Origin of the sequence: Paenibacillus hodogayensis (genome assembly GCF_039536325.1) — a bacterium.
Lineage (GTDB): Bacteria > Bacillota > Bacilli > Paenibacillales > NBRC-103111 > Paenibacillus_AB > Paenibacillus_AB hodogayensis.
Window position 1 is genome coordinate 260,638 of record NZ_BAAAYO010000006.1, and the last position, 22,740, is coordinate 283,377.

The window sequence follows — 22,740 nt, forward strand, 5'->3', positions numbered from 1 at the left end:
GCCGATCTGGATCAGATCGGCCTCCCGTGTTCAATACCAGCGTGGGCTCGCCTCTTCACCCGTCGAATTACACGCGGTAATGATCCGCTCTCCACTGCTTGATCGATTTCTTGATTTCCTTGGATTCCATCCCCGTCTCGGCGGCCTTCTTGCACAGCTGGAGGAACTCCTCTTCCCCGGCAAAACGAAGCGCGATGATTTGAGGCAGGGTGAGCCGCGAATCGAGCGGCTTGCCGGTCAGCCGGAAGTGCCGGAAATTTTCTTCGTGCAAAATGCTGCGGTCCTGGAGCCGGGTTGCAAATTGCCGGACAACCCCGACCAGCAGCATAATACATAGAGAAATCGCGAACGCCAAAATCGCCAAAAAGCTGAATCGCTCCCGGAACAAATAGATGACGGCCCCCACAAACATCAGCAACGATATCGGAGCCAAAATGTAATGGTACAGCGGCGTAAACTGTGCATGGCTCTCATAGCTTTGCGGTTTGGACTTGCTCACGTTTCAGCCCCCCTCTAATCAGATTCTATTACGGATTCGATAATTATTTCCAAAGTCCTGTCGCCGCGCCGACGATGAACGTAAAAAAACACCGGGACTATCCGGTGTTTCGTTCGTGTCGTCGCTTTTCACCCGGCCGCCAAAACGGTCCGCGAGCAGAAGCGGGAGGGGCTTGCTACTCGACCACCCCGAGCGCCCGGTTTCTTTCCTTGAAACGTTCGTTATGCGAGGAGACGTAAGCCGCCCGGGGCGCCTCCGGATCCATGTGCAGTTTCGCGCTGTTGACGGCCAGTACCGCGTCCGTAAAGGCGCCGGCGATCAGGTTCACCTTGCTCGCATAATGGACGAAGTCGCCTGCGGCGAATATGCCGGGGATGTTCGTATCCAGCTTTCCGCCCGCGAATACGTTCCATTCGTCCATATTCAGGCCCCACTCGGTGATGCCGGTAAAATCGCTCTTCAACCCGTGGTTGATGATGACCGCATCGACATCGAGTTGATCGGTTTCGCCCGTTTCCACATGGCTGATCGTTACCTTTCCGATCGTCTCTCCGTTATCGCTGTGCAGATGGGTCAACGCGTACGGAGTGAGCACCGCCGCCGAGGACGACTTCATGCGGAGAATGTTTTTCTCGTGCCCGCCGAACCGGTCGCGGCGATGAACGACAGTGACGCTTGCGGCGATCGGCTCCAGCTCGTTGGCCCAATCCACCGCCGAATTGCCTCCTCCCGAGATCAGCACCCGCTTGCCCCGGAACGGCTCCAGCTCCTGCACCGTATAGTGCAGATTCGATACCTCGTAGCGCTCCGCTCCCTCGATTTCCAGCTTGGCCATCTTCAGAATGCCCCGGCCAAGCGCGAGGATGATCGTCCTCGTCCAATGCCGCTCCCCCGTTGCCGCCACAAGGACGTACGTGCCGTCCGGCTGCCGTTCCAGGCCGGTAATCTGTTGGCCGAATACGAGCGTCGGATCGAACAGCCGCGCCTGCTTGTCGAGCTGGACGATCAGCTGCTCGCATACGATCGGGGCGAACCCGCCCACGTCCCAGATCATTTTCTCCGGATAAATCAGCATCCGTCCTCCGAGCTCTTCCCTCGCTTCGATCAGCTTCGTCTTCATATCGCGCATGCCGCTGTAAAAGGCGGCGTACATCCCCGCAGGACCTCCGCCGATGATCGTCACATCGTACAATTCCGCTTGTTCCGGCAACGCCATTCCTCCTGCCTTTTTCATTTGATAATGATACTTATTCTCAACGATATTGTAGCGTACCGCTCCCCCATTGGCAATGGACAAACAAAACCGATTTCTTGCACAAAATCGAAGCTGAGGCGAGATGAACTAAGGGAAGTCTCGGGCGCCAAAGTCCCGATCCGAAATAAGTTAATATTTTACAAGCAATATTAACTTTTTGATTCTATTAAGTTCGGTATCCTTTCCCTAAACTAAAAGTGCACGACCTATCCTTGTTGGAGGTGGAGTTATATGAGCATGCACGAGACCGGAAAAATGGACGAAACGGGGATTGAAAGCGCAACCAAGCCGAAACAGACCGAAATGGCCCCGATTGGGGGCAAAAGCTTCAGCCGCAGAAAGTTTCTGCAATTAAGCGGCGGGGTTACGGCGGCGGCTCTCCTTCCCGCGCTGGCTTTCGGAAGCGAGAAGGCATCGGCCTGTTCGTGCCCCATTCCGACCAGCCCCCGCTTTTCCTTAAGCGGCTCCGGCGGCGAGCTGTTCCGCGAAGTACCGCTCGGCAGCGTAACCGTGCTGCAGTCTTTCGGATTCGACAGCGGCAACAGCGCGCTTTACACGATCCAGCTGACGTACGGCTCCCCTGCGACCGCAGGCGATTTGACGGTAACGAAGCTCGGCCTGAGCGGGTCGATCCAGGGCCAAATGCAGCTGAAGGGCTTTGGGCACGGGGTATCCATCGGCGTGGAGCCTTCCGGCAGCTCCGCCTATTTATGGACGGAAACGGACGGGGTCAGCGACGGAACAAACAGCTGGGGAACGAAAATATGCCGGTTTCCTTTTGCAAATGGCACGACGTTATACAACACCGATGCCTCGCTCGCAAAGTATACGGTCCCGGGCACGAACAGCAGCTATACGTGCAGTATCGATCATTATCATGGAAATTTGATCGTCCGCTACAGAGGGACGGGGGGTACCCCGCGATTCGACGTGTACAATCTGGAATCGTTCAAGGCAGGCAACCGCAACCCGATCGCCACCGTCTACCAGCCTTCCACCTTGGGCGTCTTTCAAGGCTATTGCGCCTACGGAAGCTACTTGTATTTGCTGGACGGAACCGCCTACGGCACCTCCAATCCTTCCCCCGGCAACACCTACTTAACGACAGTGGATATCAATACGGGAACTCAGGTCGACCGTTTCTTGACGCAGGCCGGAGGGTCTTTGACTTACAGGGAGCCTGAAGGGCTGGCGGTTCATCTGACCGATCCGAGCAGCGAAAGTACGGGCCGGCTCTGCTTCGGATTCGCCTCGGGCTCGGCGGGCGGACGGAAGGCGACGATATTCTTTAAAAACTCGTTCATCCCATCATGAATCCCGAAGGAGAGATAGCGAATTGAAGAAAGTAGCGATACTCGTATCGACCGCCCTGCTGATCGGCACGCTGCTCGCAGCCTGCGGCGGCGAAGCGCCCGCCCCTTCCGGAAGCGCCGGCAGGACGGCAGAAGCCAAACCGCCCGAACCGGTAACGCTGAAAGTGTTGTGGACGGGTAGGGAAGATTCGTTTAACGACCGGGTGAACAACCCGATCGTCAAAGCCAAATTGCCCCATGTTTCGTTTGAATTTTACAGTCTCAATCAAGGACTGGAAAACCTGCTGATGTCCGGCGTAAAGTTCGACCTGATGAACATTACGACCAAAGTGTTTTTCGAAGCGGTCCGGTTGAAATTGACCTCGGACATGACCGGCTTGCTTCAAACGCACCAGTTCGACATGGGCCGGTTCCTTCCCGAACATGTGGAAGCTATCCGGCTGCTGACCGGCGACGGCAAGCTGTATGCCGTTCCCGATAAAGCCAATTTCCCCTACGCGTACCATGCCCTCGTGTTCAACAAAGACATTTTCGATAAATTTGCCGTGCCTTATCCGAAGGACAATATGACATGGGACGAAGTCGTGGAGCTGGCCAAGCGCGTTCAGCGGGTGGATGGCGGAACCGCCTACACCGGCCTCGGGCTGGGTACGTCGCAATACATGTACGAACAATCGGCGCTCCACTATCAGAACAAGCAAAGAAAGGTCGATTTGTCGAATCCGTTATTCGGAAAAATATTTCACATTTATCAAAAAGCGTACAATGTGATCGGAAAAGATCCGCTCGGCAACGTCGACGCCTTTATGAAGGATAAAAACGTAGCGATGTTCGCCGGACACGTCGGCGTCCTCATCGAGGAGGCCACCCGACAGAAGGACACGCTGCCGAACTGGGATATCGTGACGTTCCCGGTTTTCGAAGAAACGCCGAACAGCGCCCCGCCGATCAACGGCGTCTACATGGTGGCTTCGACCAGCGAGCACAAAGACGAGACAATTCGGCTGATCGACGCCATTCTCAGTAAAGACAATACGAAAGCGATCGAAGACGGCTACATGAACCCGGAATTCGCCAAAAAAAATATAAACGCCGTCAAAGCGCCCAAACAATCGCTGTACGTGCCCGGCGCTTTCGATACGCAAGGAAACGCCCTATTCAACAAGAAAATCAGAGAATTGAACAAGAACGGCGGAGATATCAATACGTCGCAGCGCGAAATGCAGGAAGAGCTGCAGAAGGTTGTGGACGGTTCTCCTTGACCTTGGCAACCATAGAGCAAACCCGCCAGGCCGGACGGCGGCGGGTTTGTAGTATGGATGGCTGCGCATTGCCTGTGCGACCGGCAAAAATGGCCTGCTGCGCTTCGCTCCAGCCATCTGCCGGAGCAGCGAACGTTGTGCGCAAGCAGCGCCATTCGTTCGGGGGCTGATCTCCGTCCCGCCCCATGCCCATTGCGCCGTCCGGTTCAGCCCGCCTTGCCGTTCCATGCTGCCATCTCTCCTTTGCGGCCTCAGCGTACGGACTCGGCCGTTCGTCAAATTTTCTCGTCCTGCTGCCGCTCGCGGAACTCCTGCGGCGTCATGTGCAGCTCCTTCTTGAACACCTTCGTAAAATAGTGCGCCGATTCAAAGCCTACGCTTGTGGCCACCTCCTGGATTTTCAGGCGCGGATTGGCGAGCAGTTCCTTGGCCTTTTGCAGCCGCTTTTCCTTGATATGATCGGAAATCCGCGTTCCTGCAATCTGCTTGTACAGCCGCGATAAATAATTCGGGTGCAGGTACACATGGTCGGCCAGCGCTTCCAGCGACAAATCTCTGGCTAGATGCTGCTCGATATATTGATTGACCGTTGTCAATATTTTTTGCGTCCGGTCGATTTGCCCGTCCGTCTTGAGCGTGAACAGCACGACGGCCAGCCCGCGGTAATACGCTTCCGCATCGCCCCACGATTCGAAGACGCCCCGCCGCGCGAGCAGCGGGTTCGTATCGACAAGCGACGAGACCGCGTCCCAAAACCCCCACTGGTTCATGTAGGAAAGCATCATCGAGGCGAGATTGTTCTCGATCTCCACCAGGAACGGATAAAAAGAGGCGTAATCCTGTATAAGGCGGGCCGTTTCGGCAATCGCGTCGTACTGTTCGAGAAATTCTTCCTGCTGTCCTCCGAGCAAATATGTCTCCAACTGCTTGACCGTTCGCAACCGGAGGGCGATGTCCTGCTTCGTCATTCCGTGTACGGTCATATCCGGATCGGCGGGCTCGCGCAGCCGCGCATCGGACAACAGCATTTCCTGGTCGTGCCCGAATCCTTGCTGGAACAGCTGCTCCAACCGCATAAACTGGACCGCAGCCGAACGCCAGGTACAAGGCATCCCGCTTAAAGCGAACGAAACGGGAAGCTTCAGCATCGTTTTGCACGCTTCCTGAATGTCGGACATCGTGCCCCTGACGAAGGCCAGGCACTGCTCCCAGTCCGACGCCGCAAGCTCTCTCCCGGCCAGAGGGGCCGGCTGAATGAGCCAGACCGTATAAGACGGCTTAACCATGAACGAGATGACACGCAGCGGGCTCAAATATTCGGAGGCAATGTTTTGTACGGCGTACATCAGCAGCGACTTTTCGGTCGGAAGCACATAGTTCGGCCACCGATCGAGACGACCGTATACGAGCAGCGCGTCCTCGTCTGTGGAAAGCGGAATTTCCAGCTCGTCGAACCGGCTCTGCTCCAGCCACTTGCTCGACAGTTCGCCGAGCAGCAGACTCGTCAAATATTCTTTTTGCATGAGCGGTCTGGATGCTTGCAGCTGCTGGCGGGCTTTGTGAATAAACTGCTCGGACATCCGCTCCTCCTGCAGCCGGACGATCGCCTTGCCTACAGCCGCCAGCACCTGCTCGTCTCCCTCCACCTTGAGGATATAATCCATGCCGCCCTCGCGCATGGCGGACTGCACGTAGTCGAAATGGCTGTATCCGCTTAAAAAGAGCACCTTGCATCTCGGCCACAGCTCGAGCACTTTGCGCTGCAGCTCGATGCCGTTCATGCCCGGCATCTGGATGTCGGTAAGCACAATATCCATCTTGTACGAGGCCGCAATGCGCAAAGCCTCCGCAGCCGAGTAAGCGCGAAACACGCTCAGTTCCTCCTGTTTCCAATCGAGAAACTGCTCGTACAAGCCATTGACGATCCGGGGCTCGTCGTCGACAATAAGCAGGTTGTACATAGCTCGACCCTCCGTCTCGTGATTCAAAACCCTTTCCGACTATTCCTCTTCCCCGCTAACGACATCCGCAACCGGGAACGCGCATCCTGCCGGGGCCCCGCTGCGGCGTCGCTCACCAAGCTAACGCCTCTCCCGGCAAGACTGCTCCGCGGTTAAATTCGCTTTTTCAGCTGCTTTGCCAAGCTTCCACAACGAACGGCTCCAGCAAACCGCTGTCGAGCAGATCGTATTCGGACGCTGGCGGCGGACCGTACAGCGGCGACCGTTTCCAATTGGCCGGCCACGCCGTTTTTCGCGGCCGGTTCGGATCGTGGAACGGGCCGAACACGTTTTTGAAGCTGCCGCTTACGCGCACCTGAATCGTATTCGCGCCCTCCGTCAGTGCCGATGTCATGTCCAGCTCCTCGCCTTGTCCGGCGCCGAACAATCCGACGGCGACTCCGTTGACGCGCAGCGACGCCACCGTTCCGCTCCAGCCCGGCAGCCTGACCGTGTACCGTTTGCTCAAATCGTCGATTCGCACCTGATTTTCGTAAAGCGCGCCATGACCGTAGAATGGAAAGCCTTGCTTCTTCCAAGAGCCGACCGTTAGCGGCGACGGCTTACCGATCATCCACTGCCCCTCCGCCTCGCCTACGGAGAAAGCGCCGGTCAGCATCACCGGCTCCAGCTCCAGATGAATGTCGAACGGGCTAGCCTTCAGCTCGATGACGTTGTCCCCTTCGACGACGAACGCCGCCAGGTCGGCAGCCTGCAAATGATGATCCAGTTCCGAGCGCTCCTCGGACCACGACACCTGCCTCCCGTTGACCTTCAGCTCGTAGGAGAAAGCTCGTTCCACCCACAGCAGCAGTCGGTCGGGCCGTCCGCCAGGACCGACGCGGAAGCGGAATGAAGCCTCGAAGCCGCTCTGCGGGGAGAACGCGTTGCGGTCAAGCAGCCGCCGCTTGAACTGGACGCCGTTGTCCCACGGATTCATATCGAAGCCGTGCGCTTCGTAGACGTATTTTTGCGCATAGATGACGTTTATGCCGGCAAATTGCTTAGAGCCAACCCGCAGATCGCAATAATCGAGGACAAGCGTATTGTCCTTTTCCAGCATCGCGGCGGTTTCCCCATGGACGAGCGGAACTTGCGTTTTCCGCACGACGGCGGCACCGAGCGGGGGCTCTGCTTCGTCCGGATCGACTCCATCGGCCCGCTCCGCGCCGCAGACGCGGAGCAGCAGCGACCCTTCGCGGGGAAGCTCGACGTCCAGCTCTACCCGGCCTCCCTTGCGTCGCCGATAAGCCGCCGGTTCGATCGTGCCTGCCCAAGGACAGAGCGTCTCGACATGTCCGGCTTCGATCGTTAACGTCGAGGAGACGGCTTGCGGGCTGCTGTTGGCGATAAAATAGAGCGAGCTGCCGTCCGGCATGATCCGGCGAAGATGATGAACCCCTTCCGGAATCCGTTCCGGCTCGGTCCAGGCGATATCCGCAGGAAGCAGCCGATCCAGATGACTGAGCAAATCGTCGATACCGTCGACGCGAATCCAACTCGCATAAGCGGACAACCGTGCCGCTTCGGGGCTCGCTTCCCCGTCGATCCGCCCGCTCGGCTCACCCATCGCCAGCACCGTACCGCCGGATTGCAAATAACGCTCCAGCAGCTTGAGCGTGGACGCCTTCATCGTGGCCATGCTGTCGGGATAAATGACGACGTCGTAGCTGCGCGCCCCGACCGCAAGCCTCCCGGCATCGGCGCGGCCGTGCCGCTCCATAATGGACTCGTCGCCGAAATCGTAATTCCGCTGCCTGTCGCACAGACGCTGCACCGTCTGCAAGTAGAGCCTCATATCCGGGTGTTGAGGCGGGTTGCCGCGCTGAGCCAATCCTCCATTCTGTGCACCTGGCGTCTCCAAATAGCCGGAAGCGCACGGGTTAAGCAGCAAAATCCGATTTCGCGTCTGCCCCCGGGACAGTGCGTACGACAGCCGGCCGAAATAGCCGTTCATTCCGCCGTATTCTTCCCACCACGACTGCCGCCAGTCGAACGATTGCGGGTGGTCCCGCTTGCGCGCCCCGACGATCGTTGAGAACGTCAGATGCTGGTTCAGAAAGTTGATCCCGTGCACGAACAGCCAGTCTCCGATCCGCTTGTAGTCTTTGAAATCGGAGTCCCAGCCCCCTGCTCCGTAAGCCTCGCATAAGACGCGCTCCCGGTCGAACTGGTTGGCCGCGCTGTGCGCCTCGCGAATCGTCAGCATCAACGGTTCCATGCCTTCCTGCCCTTCCTGGATGAGCAGATTCGTGCGCAGCATGTCGATCGCCGGCCATTGCATATATTCGTACAGCGACATGACCGACGGGGATGTGCGTCCCCACGGATATGGCCAGTTATGCTCCAAGTAATGCCCGGTCCAGGCAATCCGGTTCGCTTCGCACCATTCGGAGACCGGACGCACGAAATTTTGCACCCAAAGCTCGCGAATCGTATCGTAATAGTCGTAGCGCACCTTGCGCGGATCCCGGCCCGAAGCTCCGGTCGTCGCGTCCATGAACAGGCAGGGCAAATAATCTTTCAGGTCGTACCCGTTTCGTTCCTCGAACTGGCCGGCGAACCAATAGCTGAACGGCAAAAAATGCGAGCCCTTCTGCTGGAACAGGTTGCCCGGCGATATTTCCGGCTCGTCGGTGAAGATCGCCGGAATGCGCTCGCCGAACTTGTCGCCGAATCGCTCCCGGTAAGCTTCGTACGTATTGTGCAGGAACAGCCGGGTCACCTCCGGACGCAACAGATCGGTGTAGGCGAAGCCGCCCAACCACGAATTCGTCTCCGGCGTGCCGAGCGTGAACACCAGAAACCGCTGGCCGCAGGAGGCCCATTCGGCAAAAGGCAGGCTCGTCACGTCGCGAACGACCGGCTTCTCCCCCACAGTCTCCGACGTGTGCTCGATCGCGAATACGCGGATCGGATGGCCGGGACGGTTCAGCATGCCGGAAGCGACCGGAAGCACCGAAGCCAGCTCGCCGTGTTCCAGCTCACGCATCATGACCGCGTTCGCCAAGCAATCGGGCAGCTCGGACGGGACGTGCCCGCCGGCGAAGCCGGAAGGATACGAGTTTTCGTCATAAATGTACAGCTTCAAGTCGAGCCGTTCCGCCTCGTCCAGCGCCTCGGCCCATAACGCGAACCATTCGGCGCTCAAGTAGGGGGTAATCAACCCCGGACGCGGATGCACGAAGGCGCCGCCGAATCCGGCCCGTTTCAGCTCCCCCAGCTGCAGGCGAATGCGCTCTGCGTTCATATCGTCGTTCCAGACCCATAGCGGAGCGGTGCGGTAAGCCGCCGGCGGGTCGGCGAACATGCGGGATTCCATCGCGTTCATAGCTAACCTCCATCCGAACAAGAAGCAGATCGCTCCCTGCTCGTTCTACTTGTCGTGGAAACATGCGGCAAGCATGCTTCATGCGTTCATTATAAACGCCCTGCGGGCGCGCGCAACGGTTTAGCCGCAACAAGTTAACGGATTGCAAACGATGTTAGAATATTCCCCTACTCCGTCCCTTCCCCATCCGGCAGCCGTCCATCCAGCGGGATCGACAGCCTCACCTGAACGCCCCGTTCGGTACGGATGACCGCAATCCCGCTGTCATTGCCATGCTTCAGCTGAATACGGCGATGCACATTGACGAGACCGGTCGTCTCCATATCTGGACTGGTCGACTTCAATTTCCGCAGCAGCTCCGCATGCTGTTCGTCGCCGATCCCTTCCCCGTTATCCTCCACGACGACGGCTAGTTTGCCTCCCTCCAGCTCGAACCGGACTTCCAGCCTTCCATCGCTGACCGTATTGCGCAAACCGTGCTGATAGGCGTTCTCGATGAGCGGCTGGATCGTCAGCTTCGGCACGGGCAGCGCGCGAACGCTTTCGGGGACGGGATCGAACCTCACCGCAATGCGGTCCATAAAGCGGAACGTCTGGATGTCCACATAGTTTCGGGCGAAGCCCGCCTCCTCTTCCAGAGGAATATCGTCCTCCCGCGTGCGCGTAATGAAATAAAAGTAATCGCCCAAATGCTTGGAGAACGCGGAGACGTTTTCGGTCTCTTCGTTGCGGGCCATCCGGTACAAATTATAGAAGCTGTTGTACAGGAAATGGGGATTGATCTGCGACTGGAGCTGGCGCAGCTCCGACAAGTTGGCGCGGAACTTCTGCTCGTACACCTCGTGGATCAGCTCGTCGATTTTGGCGACCATCGAATTGAATTGGACATACAAATAACCGAACTCGTCCCGCCGCCTGTGAGTCAGCGCAGTATGCCAATTGCCGCTTTCCACCCGGTGGAACGCCCGCATCAGGCGCCGCATCGGCTGGTGAATCTGCAGGAAGATGCCGTAGGCGAACACGGCGACGACGAGCAGAAACAGCCCGCACAATATCCAGTAGACCGTCCGGTAAAATGACAGCGAACCGACGATGTCCGATGCCGGCATATACGACAGCAGGGTGATCCCAAGCGACGGGGACTTCTCGGCGGCGATCCAGTACGTCTTGCCCTGAATGTCGGCCTCCTTCACGAAGGCGGAGCGATGCCGGGGCCATTCGCCAAGCAGCGGCTGGATTGCCGGCCATGGAATAAGCGCGCTGTCGCTGGCGACCGACCAGCTGCCGTCCGGACCGACGATCATCGAGCCGCCGCTGCCGCCGATCGCGAAGCGGTCCAGCACCTGCTTCAGCTGCCCTTGGTCGATTTCCGCGCCGATCAGAAACAATGGCTCCTGTCCGCCGATAAGCGCCATATTGGAGTAGGGGAAGCTGAGGAACAGACGATTCTGCCAATAGACGAACGGGTTTTTGTAACGGTCCTCGATTGCCTTCAGCGCGTTGTATTCCGCATCGGGAATCGCGCCGTACATCGTGCCGGAGCCCGATATTTTCCGCCCTATCGAAGGGAGGTAAGCGTCCGCTCCGGCCAGATAGGAGCTGGAGTTGATCATCCGCTCCAGCCGCTCGTGGATCGCTACGATCACATCGTGCCGTTCGATATCGCTCATGTACGGGTCCGCGATGCCCATCTTCAGCAGCGGCCGATCGTTGACATACTCCTCCTGCATGCCGACAATACGCGAAAACTCGTTTTCCAGCAGCAAACCGTAGAACGAAACCCGGGATTGAATCGAATCCTCGATTTCTTTCTTGACATTCCGCTCCCCGTATTCGTTCATCTTCAGGCTGATCGCGCCAAACGGTATAATGACGACCAGGAATGAGAGAAGCAGCTTCCAGTAAATCCCGAAAACGTTAAACGAACGGCTCATGCACGTCTCCCTCCTGCTGTCACGGTTTCGACGCAACGCCAACGATGTCCTGCCATACCGGCAGGACATCGCGACATTCCATATGCTGACATTATCCTTTGACGCTGCCGAGTACGATGCCCTTCATGAAATACCGCTGCAGGAACGGATACACGACAAGCACAGGCAAAGCGCCGAGAAAAATTTGCGCCGCCCGCGTCGTCCGTTCGGATATTCTGTCCATCTGGTTCAGAATATCCTCGGACCCGAGCGAGGTGAAATCGAGATCGATGACGATCGTGCGCAAATACGTTTGCAGCGGGAAATGACCCGGCGAATTCATATACAGCATGCCGTCGAACCATGCATTCCAATGCCCTACCGTCGTGAACAGCGTAATCGTGGCAAGCGCGGGCAGCGACAGCGGCAAATAAATGCGGGTCAGGATATTCCAATGGCCCGCACCATCCATTAAAGCGGCTTCATCCAGCTCCTTCGGCAGGTTGCGGAAAAAGTTGAGCAGCAGCACGACATTGAACACCGGCACGGCTTTCGGCAAAATAAGCGCCCAAATCGAGTCGAGCAAGCCCGTATACCGGACGGCCATATAGTTCGGAACGAGCCCGCCGTTAAACAAAATCGTGAACACGAGAAACCAGGCGTAAAACGTCCGGGAGCGAAACGCCTTATTGTCCCTCGACAACGGGTAAGCGAGCAGCACAACCATCGCCATGTTGAACGGAACGCCTATCGCCACCCGCTGCAGCGTCACGCCGAGCGAGGTCAGAAAGTCCGGCTTGCCGAGCACGAACCGGTAGGCGTCTGCCGTAAAATCGACCGGCCACAGTACGACTTCCCCTACAGATAAGCTGCTGCTGAACGAGATTGCCAGCACATGAATGAGTGGAAAGATACAAAGCAGGGATAGTCCGATAAGAAACGCATAATTAAGCAGATCGAAAGTGCGCCCGATCATAGTGCGGTCTTGTACCAATCGGGATCACTCCTTCAGAAGATTCGGTAGTTGGCGAAGCGGTAAGCCAAATAATAGGACGTAGAGATAAGCGCGAACGAGACGACCGACTTGAACACGCCGACCGCCGTCGACAGCGAATATTGCGCCTGCTGCAAGCCCATCCGATAGACAAGCGTATCGATGATGTCCCCGGTTTTGTACACCGGAGGACTGTACAAGTTGAAAATCTGATCGAAGCCGGCGTTCAATATTTGCCCCAAGCTAAGCGTAGCGAGCAGGATGACGATCGGGGCCATTCCCGGCAGCGAAATATGCCACGCCTGTCTCAGACGGCTCGCGCCGTCGATAACGGCCGCCTCGTACAAGCTGGGATTTATCCCTGTAAGCGCAGCCAAGTAGACGATCGTGGAGAAGCCGAATTCCTTCCATAGGTCGGTCGTTACGAGCACGTAGGGGAACAGCTTCTGTTCGCCCAGAAAGAACACCGGCTCGAAGCCGAGCCCTTGCAGCATCTGGTTGACGATTCCTTTGGACGGGGACAAAATATCGATCAAAATGCCGCCCAGAATGATCCATGACAAGAAATGCGGCAAATAAATCAGCGTCTGGACGCCCCGCTTTACGGCGCCGACGCGGATTTCGTTCAGGAGCAGGGCGATCAGCACCGGAACGGCCAGCCCGGCGACCACCTTCATCGTGGCGATGAATAGCGTGTTCCACACGACCTGGTATATGTTCGGCAGCTCCATCATGTAACGGAAGTTGTCCAACCCTACCCATTCGGAGCGAAAAAAACCGAACGCCGGTTTGAAGTTTTGAAACGCCATTACGAGCCCAAGCATCGGCGCATAATCATAAACCAGAACGAGCAGGATGCCCGGTATCATCATGAGGTGCAGCGACCACAATAGTTTTCGTTTGCGGCTGTTCCGCGGCACCGGACCGCTCTGGAGTCGTTCGGACATCGCGTTCATCGGCATCTACCTCGCAGCGTTGATGTTGATCGGGCAGCGCGAAACGCGCGCGAATTAGGCGGGAACGAAGCCGTAGCTGCTGGAGCCCGGCCCGTTCCTTGCGAGCGTTATGCGCGCACCGATCATTTTTGCTTCGCTTTCCATTCGTTGACCTGCTTCGTCATCTGTTCCCCGCCGAGCTGGTTCCATTTCTGAACCATGGCGTCGAACGTGTCGAGCGGATCGCCCAGAATGATTTTCATGTACGTCTCGTTCAGCAGATCGGACAATGTGCTTGACCGCTGCACCATCAGGTCGGTCGGGATGCTGAAATATTGATCCGGGTACATGGAATTATTCTTGACGATTTTCTCGGTCAGACTGAGCGAGCCTTCCGGTCCGAACACTTTATACGTTCCCCATTGCGAGGCGTCCCCGCCCATATACTTCTTGACTTGGTCGTAATAGCCGCTCTGCTCCGGATTCAGCTTGCTCGTATCGCCCGATTTGAGCGCCTGGTTGACCGCCAGAAACGCGTCCAGGTTTTTTCTGGCGCCCCACGCCTGCACGTCCATATATTTAAACGTAGCATGCTCCTTGTTCGGGCCGTCGTACATATACTTGAATTCGGCCTTGTCGCCATACAGCTTCTGCACGAACGAGTCCATTGTCTTGACGAGGGCGTCGGGGTACTTGCTCTTTTTGCTGGCGACCCAGAACGTGCCGATTCCCGAGCTGATCTGCGTCTTGGCCGGCGTGCCGTCGATCGAAGGCACCTCGAACATTTCCCATTTCGCTTTCGGATCTTTGGCGACCGATTTGCTGAAATAGTTGATCGGATTCGCCATGATGCCGTACACCATGCCGACTTTTCCGCCGACGATGTCATCGGTCAGCTGAGAAAGCGTTTTAACGGAAAACTCCTTGTCGATTTCCCCGGCCTTGAACATCTCCTGAAGCTTGCCGAGCGCCTGCTTCGCTTCCGGCTGGACCGCTCCGTAGACGAGCTTGCTTTTGTCGCGCGGGTCCTCGATCCACATTTTTCCATAGGCGTGGTAGCCGTTCAGGAAGAAGTTAAGCCCGCCGAATCCGGTAAAGATGCCGCTTGCGCCGTTCGACCCGTTTACGCCGAGACCGACCGTATCGTTCTTGCCGTTTTTGTCCGGATCGTTGTTTTTGAACGCTTTGGCGATGGCGAGTACGTCATCCATCGTCTTCGGTGCGGACAAGCCGAGATTGTCCAGCCAGTCTTTGCGGATCCACAGCATGCCGGCGCCGTCCATCGTGGCGGTCACATACGGCAGCGCCATCAGCTTGCCGTCGAACGTCGAAGCCTTGAGCGTAATGCCGTTATCCTCGTTCAGCTTGCTCTTGAGCATCGGCGAAGCATATTTCCCGTAAACGTCCGTCAAATCTGCAAGCGAGCCGGCTTCCACCAGCTGCTTGAGCTGCGTGGAGTTGACTTTGAAGAAATCGGGCAGGTCGCCGGAGGCGATCGTCACGTTCAGCCGGTCCGTATACCCGGAAGAATCCGTCACCCATACGTTCTTGAGCTGAAAGCCGTACGTATCCTGCAAAAATTTCGTCCATAGGTTGCTATCGAGGGTGTCCCCGGCCTGGAAAGTCGTGACGTCCGCTTGGGCGCGGACCGTCGTAACCGTGACGGGCGGATCGTACTTGGCAATCGTCCCCGAACCGGCGACCTGCCCCGGACCTGCCCCTTTTCCCGCGTCCGGATTAAAGCCGGCGGCCGACTCCGGTGCGGAATTGCCCGAACAAGCCGAAAGGGCGGCTAAAGCTGTCATTGCGATCGCGAGTACGGAAGCGGTTTTGCGTATACCGTGCATCTGGTATCCCCCTAGAGTACATGATGAATGTTGGCGAGAGGCATTCCTGTACAAAGTCGGCACCTATCCTACTCATCTTCAATGGGCGGGCGCCCGCTGCGCATCGAAGCCGGATAGCGTGGCAGAACCTTGACCTGATCCTGCTTCAAGTATAGTCAATGGGGCGAAATGATAACTACGGTAAATTTCTTACATGGGAGGCAATCCGTTAACTTGTTCACACAGGGCTTCCGGAAAGCCGTTCGATCCGGGAAATACGCGGATTATTGCGACGCAAAGCATGACGGAGCTTGGGCCGGACGCCAAAAAGCCCCGGCTATCGGTGCCGGAGCTCTCGACTTTTGAAGGCGCGTCGTCGGTTCTGAACGCATTAGACCGGACGCGCCTTGGCGGTCTTACAGCGTTACGTGCTTCATATCCAGCAGCTCGCCGACTTTACGAAACAGGGACGCGTTATGGCCGACCGACATCGCGGAGTGATGGGTCGGCGCTTCGGCAAACCATTGCGTCATATAGTCGTCCGGATGCAGGCGGAACCGCACCGGCGTCTGCGTATTGCCGATTCGCATAATCGGCCCGTCGGTCGCCTCTCCTTCGCTGCTGATCAGCTTCAGCCTGCCATCTCCGGTCTGCGTCACGTTGAGCGTCGTCACCGGCCCTTTCCTCACGGTCGCCTCCACCGATACGCCCGCGCCCTGCTTGCCGTGGTAAAGTCCCATGCCGCGAAGCACCGGCTTACCCTCGGCTATAGCGATATGGAACGGACCGTCGTGGCCAAGCACAATCGTTTCGTCGTCGTAATCGACTACGACAAATTCCGAGAAGCTGCCGCCTTTGCCCAGAATGTCGCATATTTTCATCCCCACCGCCGTTTTCAGATCCCCTTCCCCCGCACAAGGAATACCACGCGCGAGAAGCAGCGAATGGCCGACGATAAAGCCGCTTTGCAGCTTCTCGTAAACGCCGCCGGGAGCGCCATGGTAATAGTAGGCCAAAGCGTCCAGGTCGTATTCGCGGACAAGCTTCTCCTGGGCGGCGGCCACTTTGCACGACCATGCCAGCTGCTCGTCCGTCGGCTCTCTCGCGATTTTGTCCGCCGGAGAATCGTCGCTGATCCGGAACATGTCGCGGATGTCGTCCAGCTTCGCCTTCGCTTCCCGTTCCGTTACGTCTTTCAGCAGCCGATCCAGATCGCACATTTCCAGCACGACGACCTGCAGCCCGGTTTGCGCCTGCACCATCGTAAAATCGCTGTACATGTCGAGCATGCCGCCGTACGTGTTGCCGAGAAAGCCGAATCGCGAGCCGTACAGTGTCCGGCGAACGGAAGCGGCGGCAATCCATTGCTTGATTTCCCGCCACGAGCGCTCCGCCTCGGGGCGCTCGTGCGTCGTTTCGTTCGTCAGAGACGCCTCCGGCGTATAATCCAGCCCGAGCAAGCCGTTCACGACCCGGAACGGGATTCCGGCGCGATTGAACGCGTTGGCGAACTCCGGGACCGGACAAGCCCCGCAATGGGCCAGCCACTCTCCCGTCGTCGTCCGGTCGTAATCGATCCGCGCGGTCGGCTGCAAATTCAGAAACACAGCAGGCGCCTTGCACCGCTGATGAACCGGAAGCACGGTCGAGCTGGTCGAATAGGTGGCGGCATGGCAGAAAACGAGATCCACGTTTTGACCATTGAACCATTCCCCCGCCCGCCGACCTTCCTCCTCGGTGTCGACAAGCCCGTAATGGCGTACGTCCCCCCAGGCCGACATTTGCTTCTCGATAAAACGCCCGTATTCGGACAGCCGTTCCCGCAGCCCCGGAAACTGCTCCCAGTAGGCGCGCAGGCCGACGGAATACAGACCGATTCGCGGCCGTTTGACGGGCTTGATCGCTTCTAACGTAGACATCCGCAACACTCCGATCATTGAAATATCCGTTCCCCAACCCATTGTAATGGCTTACAGGAAAGAAGACATCCAACGATATTGCTCAAACATACAAGCATGTTGCGGCGGAACAAGCGTCATCTTTTAAAAAACTTCGGAGCCTTCTTGATTCCTTCCGTTCCCAGGTAGCTGCCGATGGAAGCCGCCAATGTGCTTGCCGCGACAAATTTAACGACATAAAAGATCCCCGAACCGAGGAGCAGGTCCAAAAGGATGAATGTTTTGATGGTGGAGCCTCTTATCATCAGAACGACTACTGTTCTGCTCTTATTCATATGCATCACGCCTTCATGGTTATAAAGGAGAATATGATGCGCCGACTTGGCCCTATTCTTTATCTTCGGCGATGCGATTGAATAGGGCCGGTAGTCGGTCCGGCCCTCGCCGAGCTTACATAATGAAATTGGAATGGTCGATCCGGGAATGAACGGTCACATCGAACTCGACGTCGGCATAGCGCTCGACCCAGTCGTCCTTCAACGCTTTCCATTGCTTGGGATACTTGCGGTGAATGCGCTCGCCGATACCGAGCAGATCGGTTTTGTGCTTTTGGGAATAACGGACAAATTGGCGGATTTCTTCGGCGATCGAAGCGTTCAATTGGAATTCCCATTGACCGACCGACTCCGTTGTAATCTCGAATTCCCTGCAAGGCAAGCTCGTAATATTCAAGTCGGCATTGATATCGATGCCTACGCGCGGCTTTCCATTCGCGTCGAAATCGGTATGTACGGTTACCGAGCTAGCAATATTCTCGAATGTAATCGTCTGTCCGGACGAACCGCAACCGATCGATTCGACGGAGCCGCTCATCTGATTGCTTGCCCGAAGGAATCCTTTCGTTTCCGCTCCGCGCATAAGACCCGCCAGACGATCTCCGTGAAAGGCGTACAAGCCGTTGGCCTCCAGCACCGGCTTTCCGCCCTCGGAAGGATCGGCCGCCTTTGCGATGGCCGGGATGGTTACATCCTTGTATCCGTTGATAAGTTCCTGGTACACTTCGATCAGCTTCGTCTCCCGGGTGGAGGCGGTTACCTCTCCGCCTTCGACCAAACCTCGCAGCACCTGCGACGAGATCGAAGCGCTGGGCGAGGCGACGCTCATCGTCTCGTACGCTTTGCCTTCCGTAATATACAGCAGCGTGGAATTGCGAATTTGCCTCAATCGGCGAATAGCGTCAATATGCTTTGCAATCCCCTGCTTGGCGACGTCCTTGCTCAGCAGGATAACGGTCGTATGCCCCCACAGCAGCGTACGATCGGATTTGTTGCGCATCAGACGAGCTGCCTCGAACAAACTTTCGCTTTCATAGGACAAGAAAAACTTATCGTTTTGCATCCCTTTGGGCTGCTGCCCGCTTGGCGTAAGTTTGGCGATTTCGGCCGTCAGCAGGAGGCGCCCTTCCTCCCCCTGATCAAGGGCGATGGAATGTACGATATGGATTTCGTTCAGCTCCACATTGCCTTTGCAGCCAGTCGCGAAAAGCAAAACCGCCAGCAGCAAGAGCCGGGACGGCACGCGCGCGTTCATCGTCCCGACCTGCCCCGGAACCTCATCCGCCTCAGCGGCTGGAACAAGGCCGGGCGCTTGTTGTTGAGCGTAGCCGGGCGACGCACGACGATATCGCTCAGCTCTTCGAGATTGAATGGGGCGGCCGGAGCAAAATACGGCACCCCGAAAGACCGCAAGGACGCCAAATACGTCATCAGCATAATGATGCCGACCATAATGCCTACATACCCGAGGATGGAGGCGAACAGCGTCATCCCGAATTGGATCATGCGCACGACGTAGTTCATCGCCGTAGGAGGCAGCGTAAATGTGGCGATGCCGGTCAGCGCGGCCACGATTACCATAATCGGCGAGACGATGCCTGCCTGCACGGCGGCCTGTCCGAGAATCAGCGCCCCGACGATGCTGACGGCCTGCCCGACCTGCTTCGGCATCCGTACGCCTGCCTCGCGCATGATTTCGAAGGCGATCATCATCGTGAAGCTTTCCACGACCGCCGGGAACGGCACCGGCTCTTTCGCCGAGGCGATGCTTTGCAAGAGAGGCGTGGGGACCAATTCCTGATGGAAGGTGACCGTCGCTACGTAGAAGGCCGGAAGCAGCATACCGATCACCGCGCATAGCAGACGGAGCATGCGGATGCTGGAGCTGATGTAATAGTTCCAGGCGTAATCCTCGCTCACCTGAAAAGCTTGGAGGAAGACGAAGGGCGCGATCAGCGCGAATGGGCTGCCTTGCACGAGAATGGCGATGCGGCCTTCCATCAAGGCAGCGACTACGCGGTCCGGTCTTTCCGTCGATTCGATTAGCGGAAACAGCGTGCCCCGGTTATCGGTTATCCACTCTTCGATATAGTTCGTTCCTATGACGGCATCGGCGGGAATTTCGGCGAGGCGCCGGTGCACCTCGTTCAGCAGATGCGGATTGACGATGCCGCCGCACGACAAAACCGCTAGCTTTAGCTCGCTCACCGTCCCGACTTCTTTATATTCCACCTTCAGATCCGCGGACGGGCAATAGTAGCGCACCAAAGCGATATTGTTGCGGAACGATTCCGTGAATCCGCTGCGCGGGCCTTTTACGGTCGATTCGCTGGCCGGCTCCTCCACGCTTCTCAGCTCTACGCCCAGAGTGTCCAGAGCGATCGCGCTCTTCTCCCCGTGCACAAGCATCACTGTCATGCCGGAAGCCAGCTCTCGGGCTATATCTCTGATTGCGCGAATGCCGCTCTGTATGCGATACGGCTGCAATCCCGAATGATGACTGCGGTATAAGGCAAGCAGCCGTTCCAGCTTCGTATCGTCGGTGAGCCCCTCCAGATAGCAAAAGGTGACCGTTCCCTTCTTCCCGTCGTCAAGATCGATCATGACCAGATCCTGCGTCTGCTGCATCCGATCGAGCAAGAGCCGTTTGTTGTCCTCGCTGTCGGACGACAGCTCCTGCGGCTTATCCCGTACCATATTGCCCCTCCTCCCGATTGTTCGCCTTCTGCTTTACCCAGGCCGCACCCAACAGCAGCGAGGGAAGGAGCAGTTGGAACAGAACAAAATACCAGGCTTGCTTATCGTAGAAGCTCGCCAACTCGATCAAGCCCCACACTTTATATTTGGAGCACACGACCAGACTCGCGGCCATCGGTACGATGAACAAGCGCGGGCGGCTTAGCTTTAGCCAATCTGTCATCCCCTTCAGCGCCGACCAGAAATAGACGGTAATCTTGATAAAGCAGCTCATTACCCAAACGACGATCAAAGCGGCATCCAGTCTCTCGATATTGCGGAACAGCTTAATGTTTTGAATAAGACTGATGCTCGGATACGTAAACGTGCTCGTCGTTTTCCCGCCAAAGACAATCGTGCAGCCGACGACGGACAGCATCAACAAGCAGCCGGTAATGCCGACGCCGGCGATCGCCCAGCGAACCGTCTTTTTCGAACGCTTCACATGCTTAAGAATCATCGAGACGATCATCAGATCTCCGAACCATGACGAGACCGCCACCGTTCCCTTCAGCGGCTGCAGCAAACCATTTTCCAAGACGGGCAGCAAATATTCGGGATGATACTGATTGCCTAGCATCACATAGATGGTCAGGAATGTCGCGATCGTCACGGCCAAAATAATGAGGGACACGCGCGCAAAAACTTCCAGCCCGTGATAAACCGCATACGCGCACATGATGACGCCGGCAATCAGATACCAGTTCTGGGGAATCATCGGATTCAGTGCAATGATGAAAAATTGGGCAAACTCGCGCAGCACCCATGACGTCAAATCGAGTAAATAGCAAATAAAAGCAAAAGCGAGCAAGCCCCCGAACCATCGTCCGAACACTTCGCGGCATATTTCGATCAGATTTTTGTCGGGATGCAGCTTGTTGAGCTGCAAAAATACGAATAGATTCAACAATCCGATCGCGCAGCCGACCATCACAAGCAGCCACGAATCCCGCTCGGCATAATGGGACAGCGTGGCCGGAGCGTATAAGCTCGAGGTGCCGACGGTAGATATGACGATCAAAGCCATCAGCTGTTGGTTGGAAATGACAGTCCCGCGCTCCATAGCGTATGTCTTCCTTTCCCTCTTACAAACACAGAGCCGTACGTCGTACTCGGAAGCTTCGGGCCTTTGACGAAATCGCTTAAAAGGTCTGACAAGGTACGAGTACACTCAGTATGCGCCAGCCGTTGTAAATTATGCCTTGCATAAAAGGGGAGAAAGAACGGGAAACTGAGCATGGGAAGGTGTCTTTCATGAAATTTAACGCTTTCGTGTGGGCATACTTGTTCAGCGGCTGCTGGCTTCTGCTCATGATCCGTTACGTTCCTCATAACGAAGTATACTTGACGTTCGCCCCGCGGCCTTGGACCTTTATCGTCGTGAACGGCATTACGCACGGGCCCATCCTGCTATCGCTCGTAGCCGCCGACTGGTACAGCCGGAAAACCAAAAAACGCTAACTCCTCCGAAGAATGGGGTTAGCGTTAAGTCAGTGCGTAAAAAGAAAGCGCTACTATCGCCGCAAGCAGTTCAGGCATGAATACCGCCGCCGTTATTGTTCGTTTCCGAACGCGCAGCCTTGGATCCGTATGGCGATTGCCGCTCCTCCCTGCGCCGCTCCGGTCTGTCGAATGCGAGCGCCGCATTGATTTCCCCGCCGATCATCACGATCATCGCGCTCATATAGAGCCAGATCAACAGCACGATAATCCCGCCGAGACTGCCGTACGTTTTCGTATAGGTGCCGAAGTTATTGACATAGAAGGAAAAACCCGCCGACGTGACGAGCAAACCGAACGTCGTAAACAACGTGCCGGGAACCGCCTCGCGGATCGCCATCTTCCGGTCCGGTACGATCCAATACAGCAGGAGGAACACGACGGCCAGCGCCACAATCGGAAGCGCATAGCGGGCGATTCCCCACATGGCCTCGAAGCTGCCGGAGTAATCGGCCAATTGAAACACGTACCCGCTGATCGCTTTGCCGAAAATAAGCAGCCCCATGACGAACGGAATGAAGACGGCAAGCAGCACGGTCGACAGCACGGCCAACCCCCGCACTTTCCAGAAGGGCCGGCTTTCCTGGCGGTCGTACGCCTTGTTCAAGCCTTTAATCAAAGCGTTCATGCCGTTGGAGGCCGCCCAGATCGTCGTCAGCATGCCGATCGACATGAGCGTGCCGCTGCGGTTGGCCGTGACCTCGGCGATAATATCGCTGACCGTATTCCCCGTCTCCCCGGGCAGTACAAGAATCAAATCTTCCATAAAATCGTCGCTCGACAAATTAGCGAACCCGATCAGACTGACGACGAAGATCAAGAACGGAAAAAAAGCGAGCACGCTGTAGTAGCTGAGCTGAGCGCCCAGCGCCGCCACCTCGTCCTCCCGGCAGCGCTTCAGCAGCGCCTTGACCAATTGCTTCGTCTTGTCCATGCGCTTCAT

The 22,740-nt window shown here is 56.9% G+C and carries 16 protein-coding genes; 3 read left to right on the forward strand and 13 right to left on the reverse strand.

Going from position 1 to position 22,740, the window contains the following annotated elements:
• Positions 1 to 67: 67 nt before the first annotated feature.
• A complete protein-coding gene (locus ABD796_RS12325) occupies positions 68 to 499 on the reverse strand; it encodes a DUF6526 family protein (protein WP_344908104.1) in 432 nt (143 codons plus the stop codon).
• 175 nt (positions 500 to 674) lie between these two features.
• Complete coding sequence (locus tag ABD796_RS12330; protein ID WP_344908107.1) at positions 675 to 1,709, reverse strand: NAD(P)/FAD-dependent oxidoreductase; 1,035 nt, start codon at positions 1,707 to 1,709, stop codon at positions 675 to 677.
• 276 nt (positions 1,710 to 1,985) lie between these two features.
• Between ABD796_RS12330 and ABD796_RS12335 the strand changes: the two genes are divergently transcribed.
• Together ABD796_RS12335 and ABD796_RS12340 are read left to right on the forward strand one after the other, a co-directional pair.
• Entirely contained in the window at positions 1,986 to 3,068 is a 1,083-nt protein-coding gene (locus ABD796_RS12335; protein ID WP_344908110.1) for a phage baseplate protein, read from the forward strand.
• 22 nt (positions 3,069 to 3,090) lie between these two features.
• The gene (locus tag ABD796_RS12340; protein WP_344908114.1) at positions 3,091 to 4,329 is read left to right on the forward strand and encodes an ABC transporter substrate-binding protein; all 1,239 of its coding nucleotides are present in this window, start codon (positions 3,091 to 3,093) and stop codon (positions 4,327 to 4,329) included.
• A gap of 275 nt (positions 4,330 to 4,604) precedes the next feature.
• Here the strand turns inward: ABD796_RS12340 and ABD796_RS12345 are convergent, their stop codons facing one another.
• The 10 genes from ABD796_RS12345 to ABD796_RS12390 form a co-directional block, all read right to left on the reverse strand.
• On the reverse strand, positions 4,605 to 6,290 hold the full coding sequence (locus ABD796_RS12345) for a response regulator (protein ID WP_344908116.1): 1,686 nt from the start codon (positions 6,288 to 6,290) through the stop codon (positions 4,605 to 4,607).
• Between the two features lie 166 nt (positions 6,291 to 6,456).
• Positions 6,457 to 9,660: a glycosyl hydrolase gene (locus tag ABD796_RS12350; RefSeq protein WP_344908119.1), complete on the reverse strand. Its 3,204-nt coding sequence runs from the start codon at positions 9,658 to 9,660 to the stop codon at positions 6,457 to 6,459.
• A gap of 167 nt (positions 9,661 to 9,827) precedes the next feature.
• The gene (locus ABD796_RS12355) at positions 9,828 to 11,594 is read right to left on the reverse strand and encodes a sensor histidine kinase (RefSeq protein ID WP_344908122.1); all 1,767 of its coding nucleotides are present in this window, start codon (positions 11,592 to 11,594) and stop codon (positions 9,828 to 9,830) included.
• 91 nt (positions 11,595 to 11,685) lie between these two features.
• The gene (locus ABD796_RS12360; protein ID WP_379119984.1) at positions 11,686 to 12,567 is read right to left on the reverse strand and encodes a carbohydrate ABC transporter permease; all 882 of its coding nucleotides are present in this window, start codon (positions 12,565 to 12,567) and stop codon (positions 11,686 to 11,688) included.
• Between the two features lie 14 nt (positions 12,568 to 12,581).
• Positions 12,582 to 13,514, reverse strand: a complete 933-nt coding sequence (locus ABD796_RS12365; RefSeq protein ID WP_379120376.1) for an ABC transporter permease — start codon at positions 13,512 to 13,514, stop codon at positions 12,582 to 12,584.
• A gap of 131 nt (positions 13,515 to 13,645) precedes the next feature.
• Positions 13,646 to 15,349 (reverse strand): type 2 periplasmic-binding domain-containing protein, encoded by a 1,704-nt coding sequence (locus tag ABD796_RS12370; protein WP_344908125.1) that lies wholly within the window; start codon positions 15,347 to 15,349, stop codon positions 13,646 to 13,648.
• A 395-nt stretch (positions 15,350 to 15,744) separates the two neighbouring features.
• Complete coding sequence (locus ABD796_RS12375) at positions 15,745 to 17,247, reverse strand: L-fucose/L-arabinose isomerase family protein (protein ID WP_344908127.1); 1,503 nt, start codon at positions 17,245 to 17,247, stop codon at positions 15,745 to 15,747.
• Between the two features lie 429 nt (positions 17,248 to 17,676).
• The gene (locus ABD796_RS12380) at positions 17,677 to 18,816 is read right to left on the reverse strand and encodes a Ger(x)C family spore germination protein (RefSeq protein WP_344908130.1); all 1,140 of its coding nucleotides are present in this window, start codon (positions 18,814 to 18,816) and stop codon (positions 17,677 to 17,679) included.
• Positions 18,813 to 20,258 (reverse strand): spore germination protein, encoded by a 1,446-nt coding sequence (locus ABD796_RS12385; RefSeq protein WP_344908133.1) that lies wholly within the window; start codon positions 20,256 to 20,258, stop codon positions 18,813 to 18,815. Before ABD796_RS12385 ends, ABD796_RS12380 begins: the two co-directional genes overlap by 4 nt.
• Positions 20,245 to 21,360 carry a GerAB/ArcD/ProY family transporter gene (locus ABD796_RS12390; protein WP_344908135.1) on the reverse strand — a complete coding sequence of 372 codons (1,116 nt, stop codon included), beginning with the start codon at positions 21,358 to 21,360 and terminating at the stop codon, positions 20,245 to 20,247. The genes ABD796_RS12385 and ABD796_RS12390 overlap by 14 nt, the downstream gene beginning before the upstream one ends.
• A gap of 191 nt (positions 21,361 to 21,551) precedes the next feature.
• On the opposite strand from ABD796_RS12390, the gene ABD796_RS12395 reads away from it, so the two are divergent.
• Positions 21,552 to 21,758 (forward strand): hypothetical protein, encoded by a 207-nt coding sequence (locus ABD796_RS12395; RefSeq protein WP_344908138.1) that lies wholly within the window; start codon positions 21,552 to 21,554, stop codon positions 21,756 to 21,758.
• A 70-nt stretch (positions 21,759 to 21,828) separates the two neighbouring features.
• On the opposite strand, the gene ABD796_RS12400 is transcribed toward ABD796_RS12395, so the two are convergent.
• Positions 21,829 to 22,740 (reverse strand): YihY/virulence factor BrkB family protein, encoded by a 912-nt coding sequence (locus tag ABD796_RS12400; protein ID WP_344908140.1) that lies wholly within the window; start codon positions 22,738 to 22,740, stop codon positions 21,829 to 21,831.

Bases quoted from the DNA above. Each gene is read 5' to 3' on its own strand.
- ABD796_RS12335 (WP_344908110.1), top strand. From the start codon at position 1,986: ATGAGCATGCACGAGACCGGAAAAATGGACGAAACGGGGATTGAAAGC.
- ABD796_RS12345 (WP_344908116.1), bottom strand. From the start codon at position 6,290: ATGTACAACCTGCTTATTGTCGACGACGAGCCCCGGATCGTCAATGGC.
- ABD796_RS12350 (WP_344908119.1), bottom strand. From the start codon at position 9,660: ATGAACGCGATGGAATCCCGCATGTTCGCCGACCCGCCGGCGGCTTAC.
- ABD796_RS12355 (WP_344908122.1), bottom strand. From the start codon at position 11,594: ATGAGCCGTTCGTTTAACGTTTTCGGGATTTACTGGAAGCTGCTTCTC.
- ABD796_RS12365 (WP_379120376.1), bottom strand. From the start codon at position 13,514: ATGTCCGAACGACTCCAGAGCGGTCCGGTGCCGCGGAACAGCCGCAAA.
- ABD796_RS12370 (WP_344908125.1), bottom strand. From the start codon at position 15,349: ATGCACGGTATACGCAAAACCGCTTCCGTACTCGCGATCGCAATGACA.
- ABD796_RS12375 (WP_344908127.1), bottom strand. From the start codon at position 17,247: ATGTCTACGTTAGAAGCGATCAAGCCCGTCAAACGGCCGCGAATCGGT.
- ABD796_RS12380 (WP_344908130.1), bottom strand. From the start codon at position 18,816: ATGAACGCGCGCGTGCCGTCCCGGCTCTTGCTGCTGGCGGTTTTGCTT.
- ABD796_RS12385 (WP_344908133.1), bottom strand. From the start codon at position 20,258: ATGGTACGGGATAAGCCGCAGGAGCTGTCGTCCGACAGCGAGGACAAC.
- ABD796_RS12390 (WP_344908135.1), bottom strand. From the start codon at position 21,360: ATGGAGCGCGGGACTGTCATTTCCAACCAACAGCTGATGGCTTTGATC.
- ABD796_RS12395 (WP_344908138.1), top strand. From the start codon at position 21,552: ATGAAATTTAACGCTTTCGTGTGGGCATACTTGTTCAGCGGCTGCTGG.
- ABD796_RS12400 (WP_344908140.1), bottom strand. From the start codon at position 22,740: ATGAAGCGCATGGACAAGACGAAGCAATTGGTCAAGGCGCTGCTGAAG.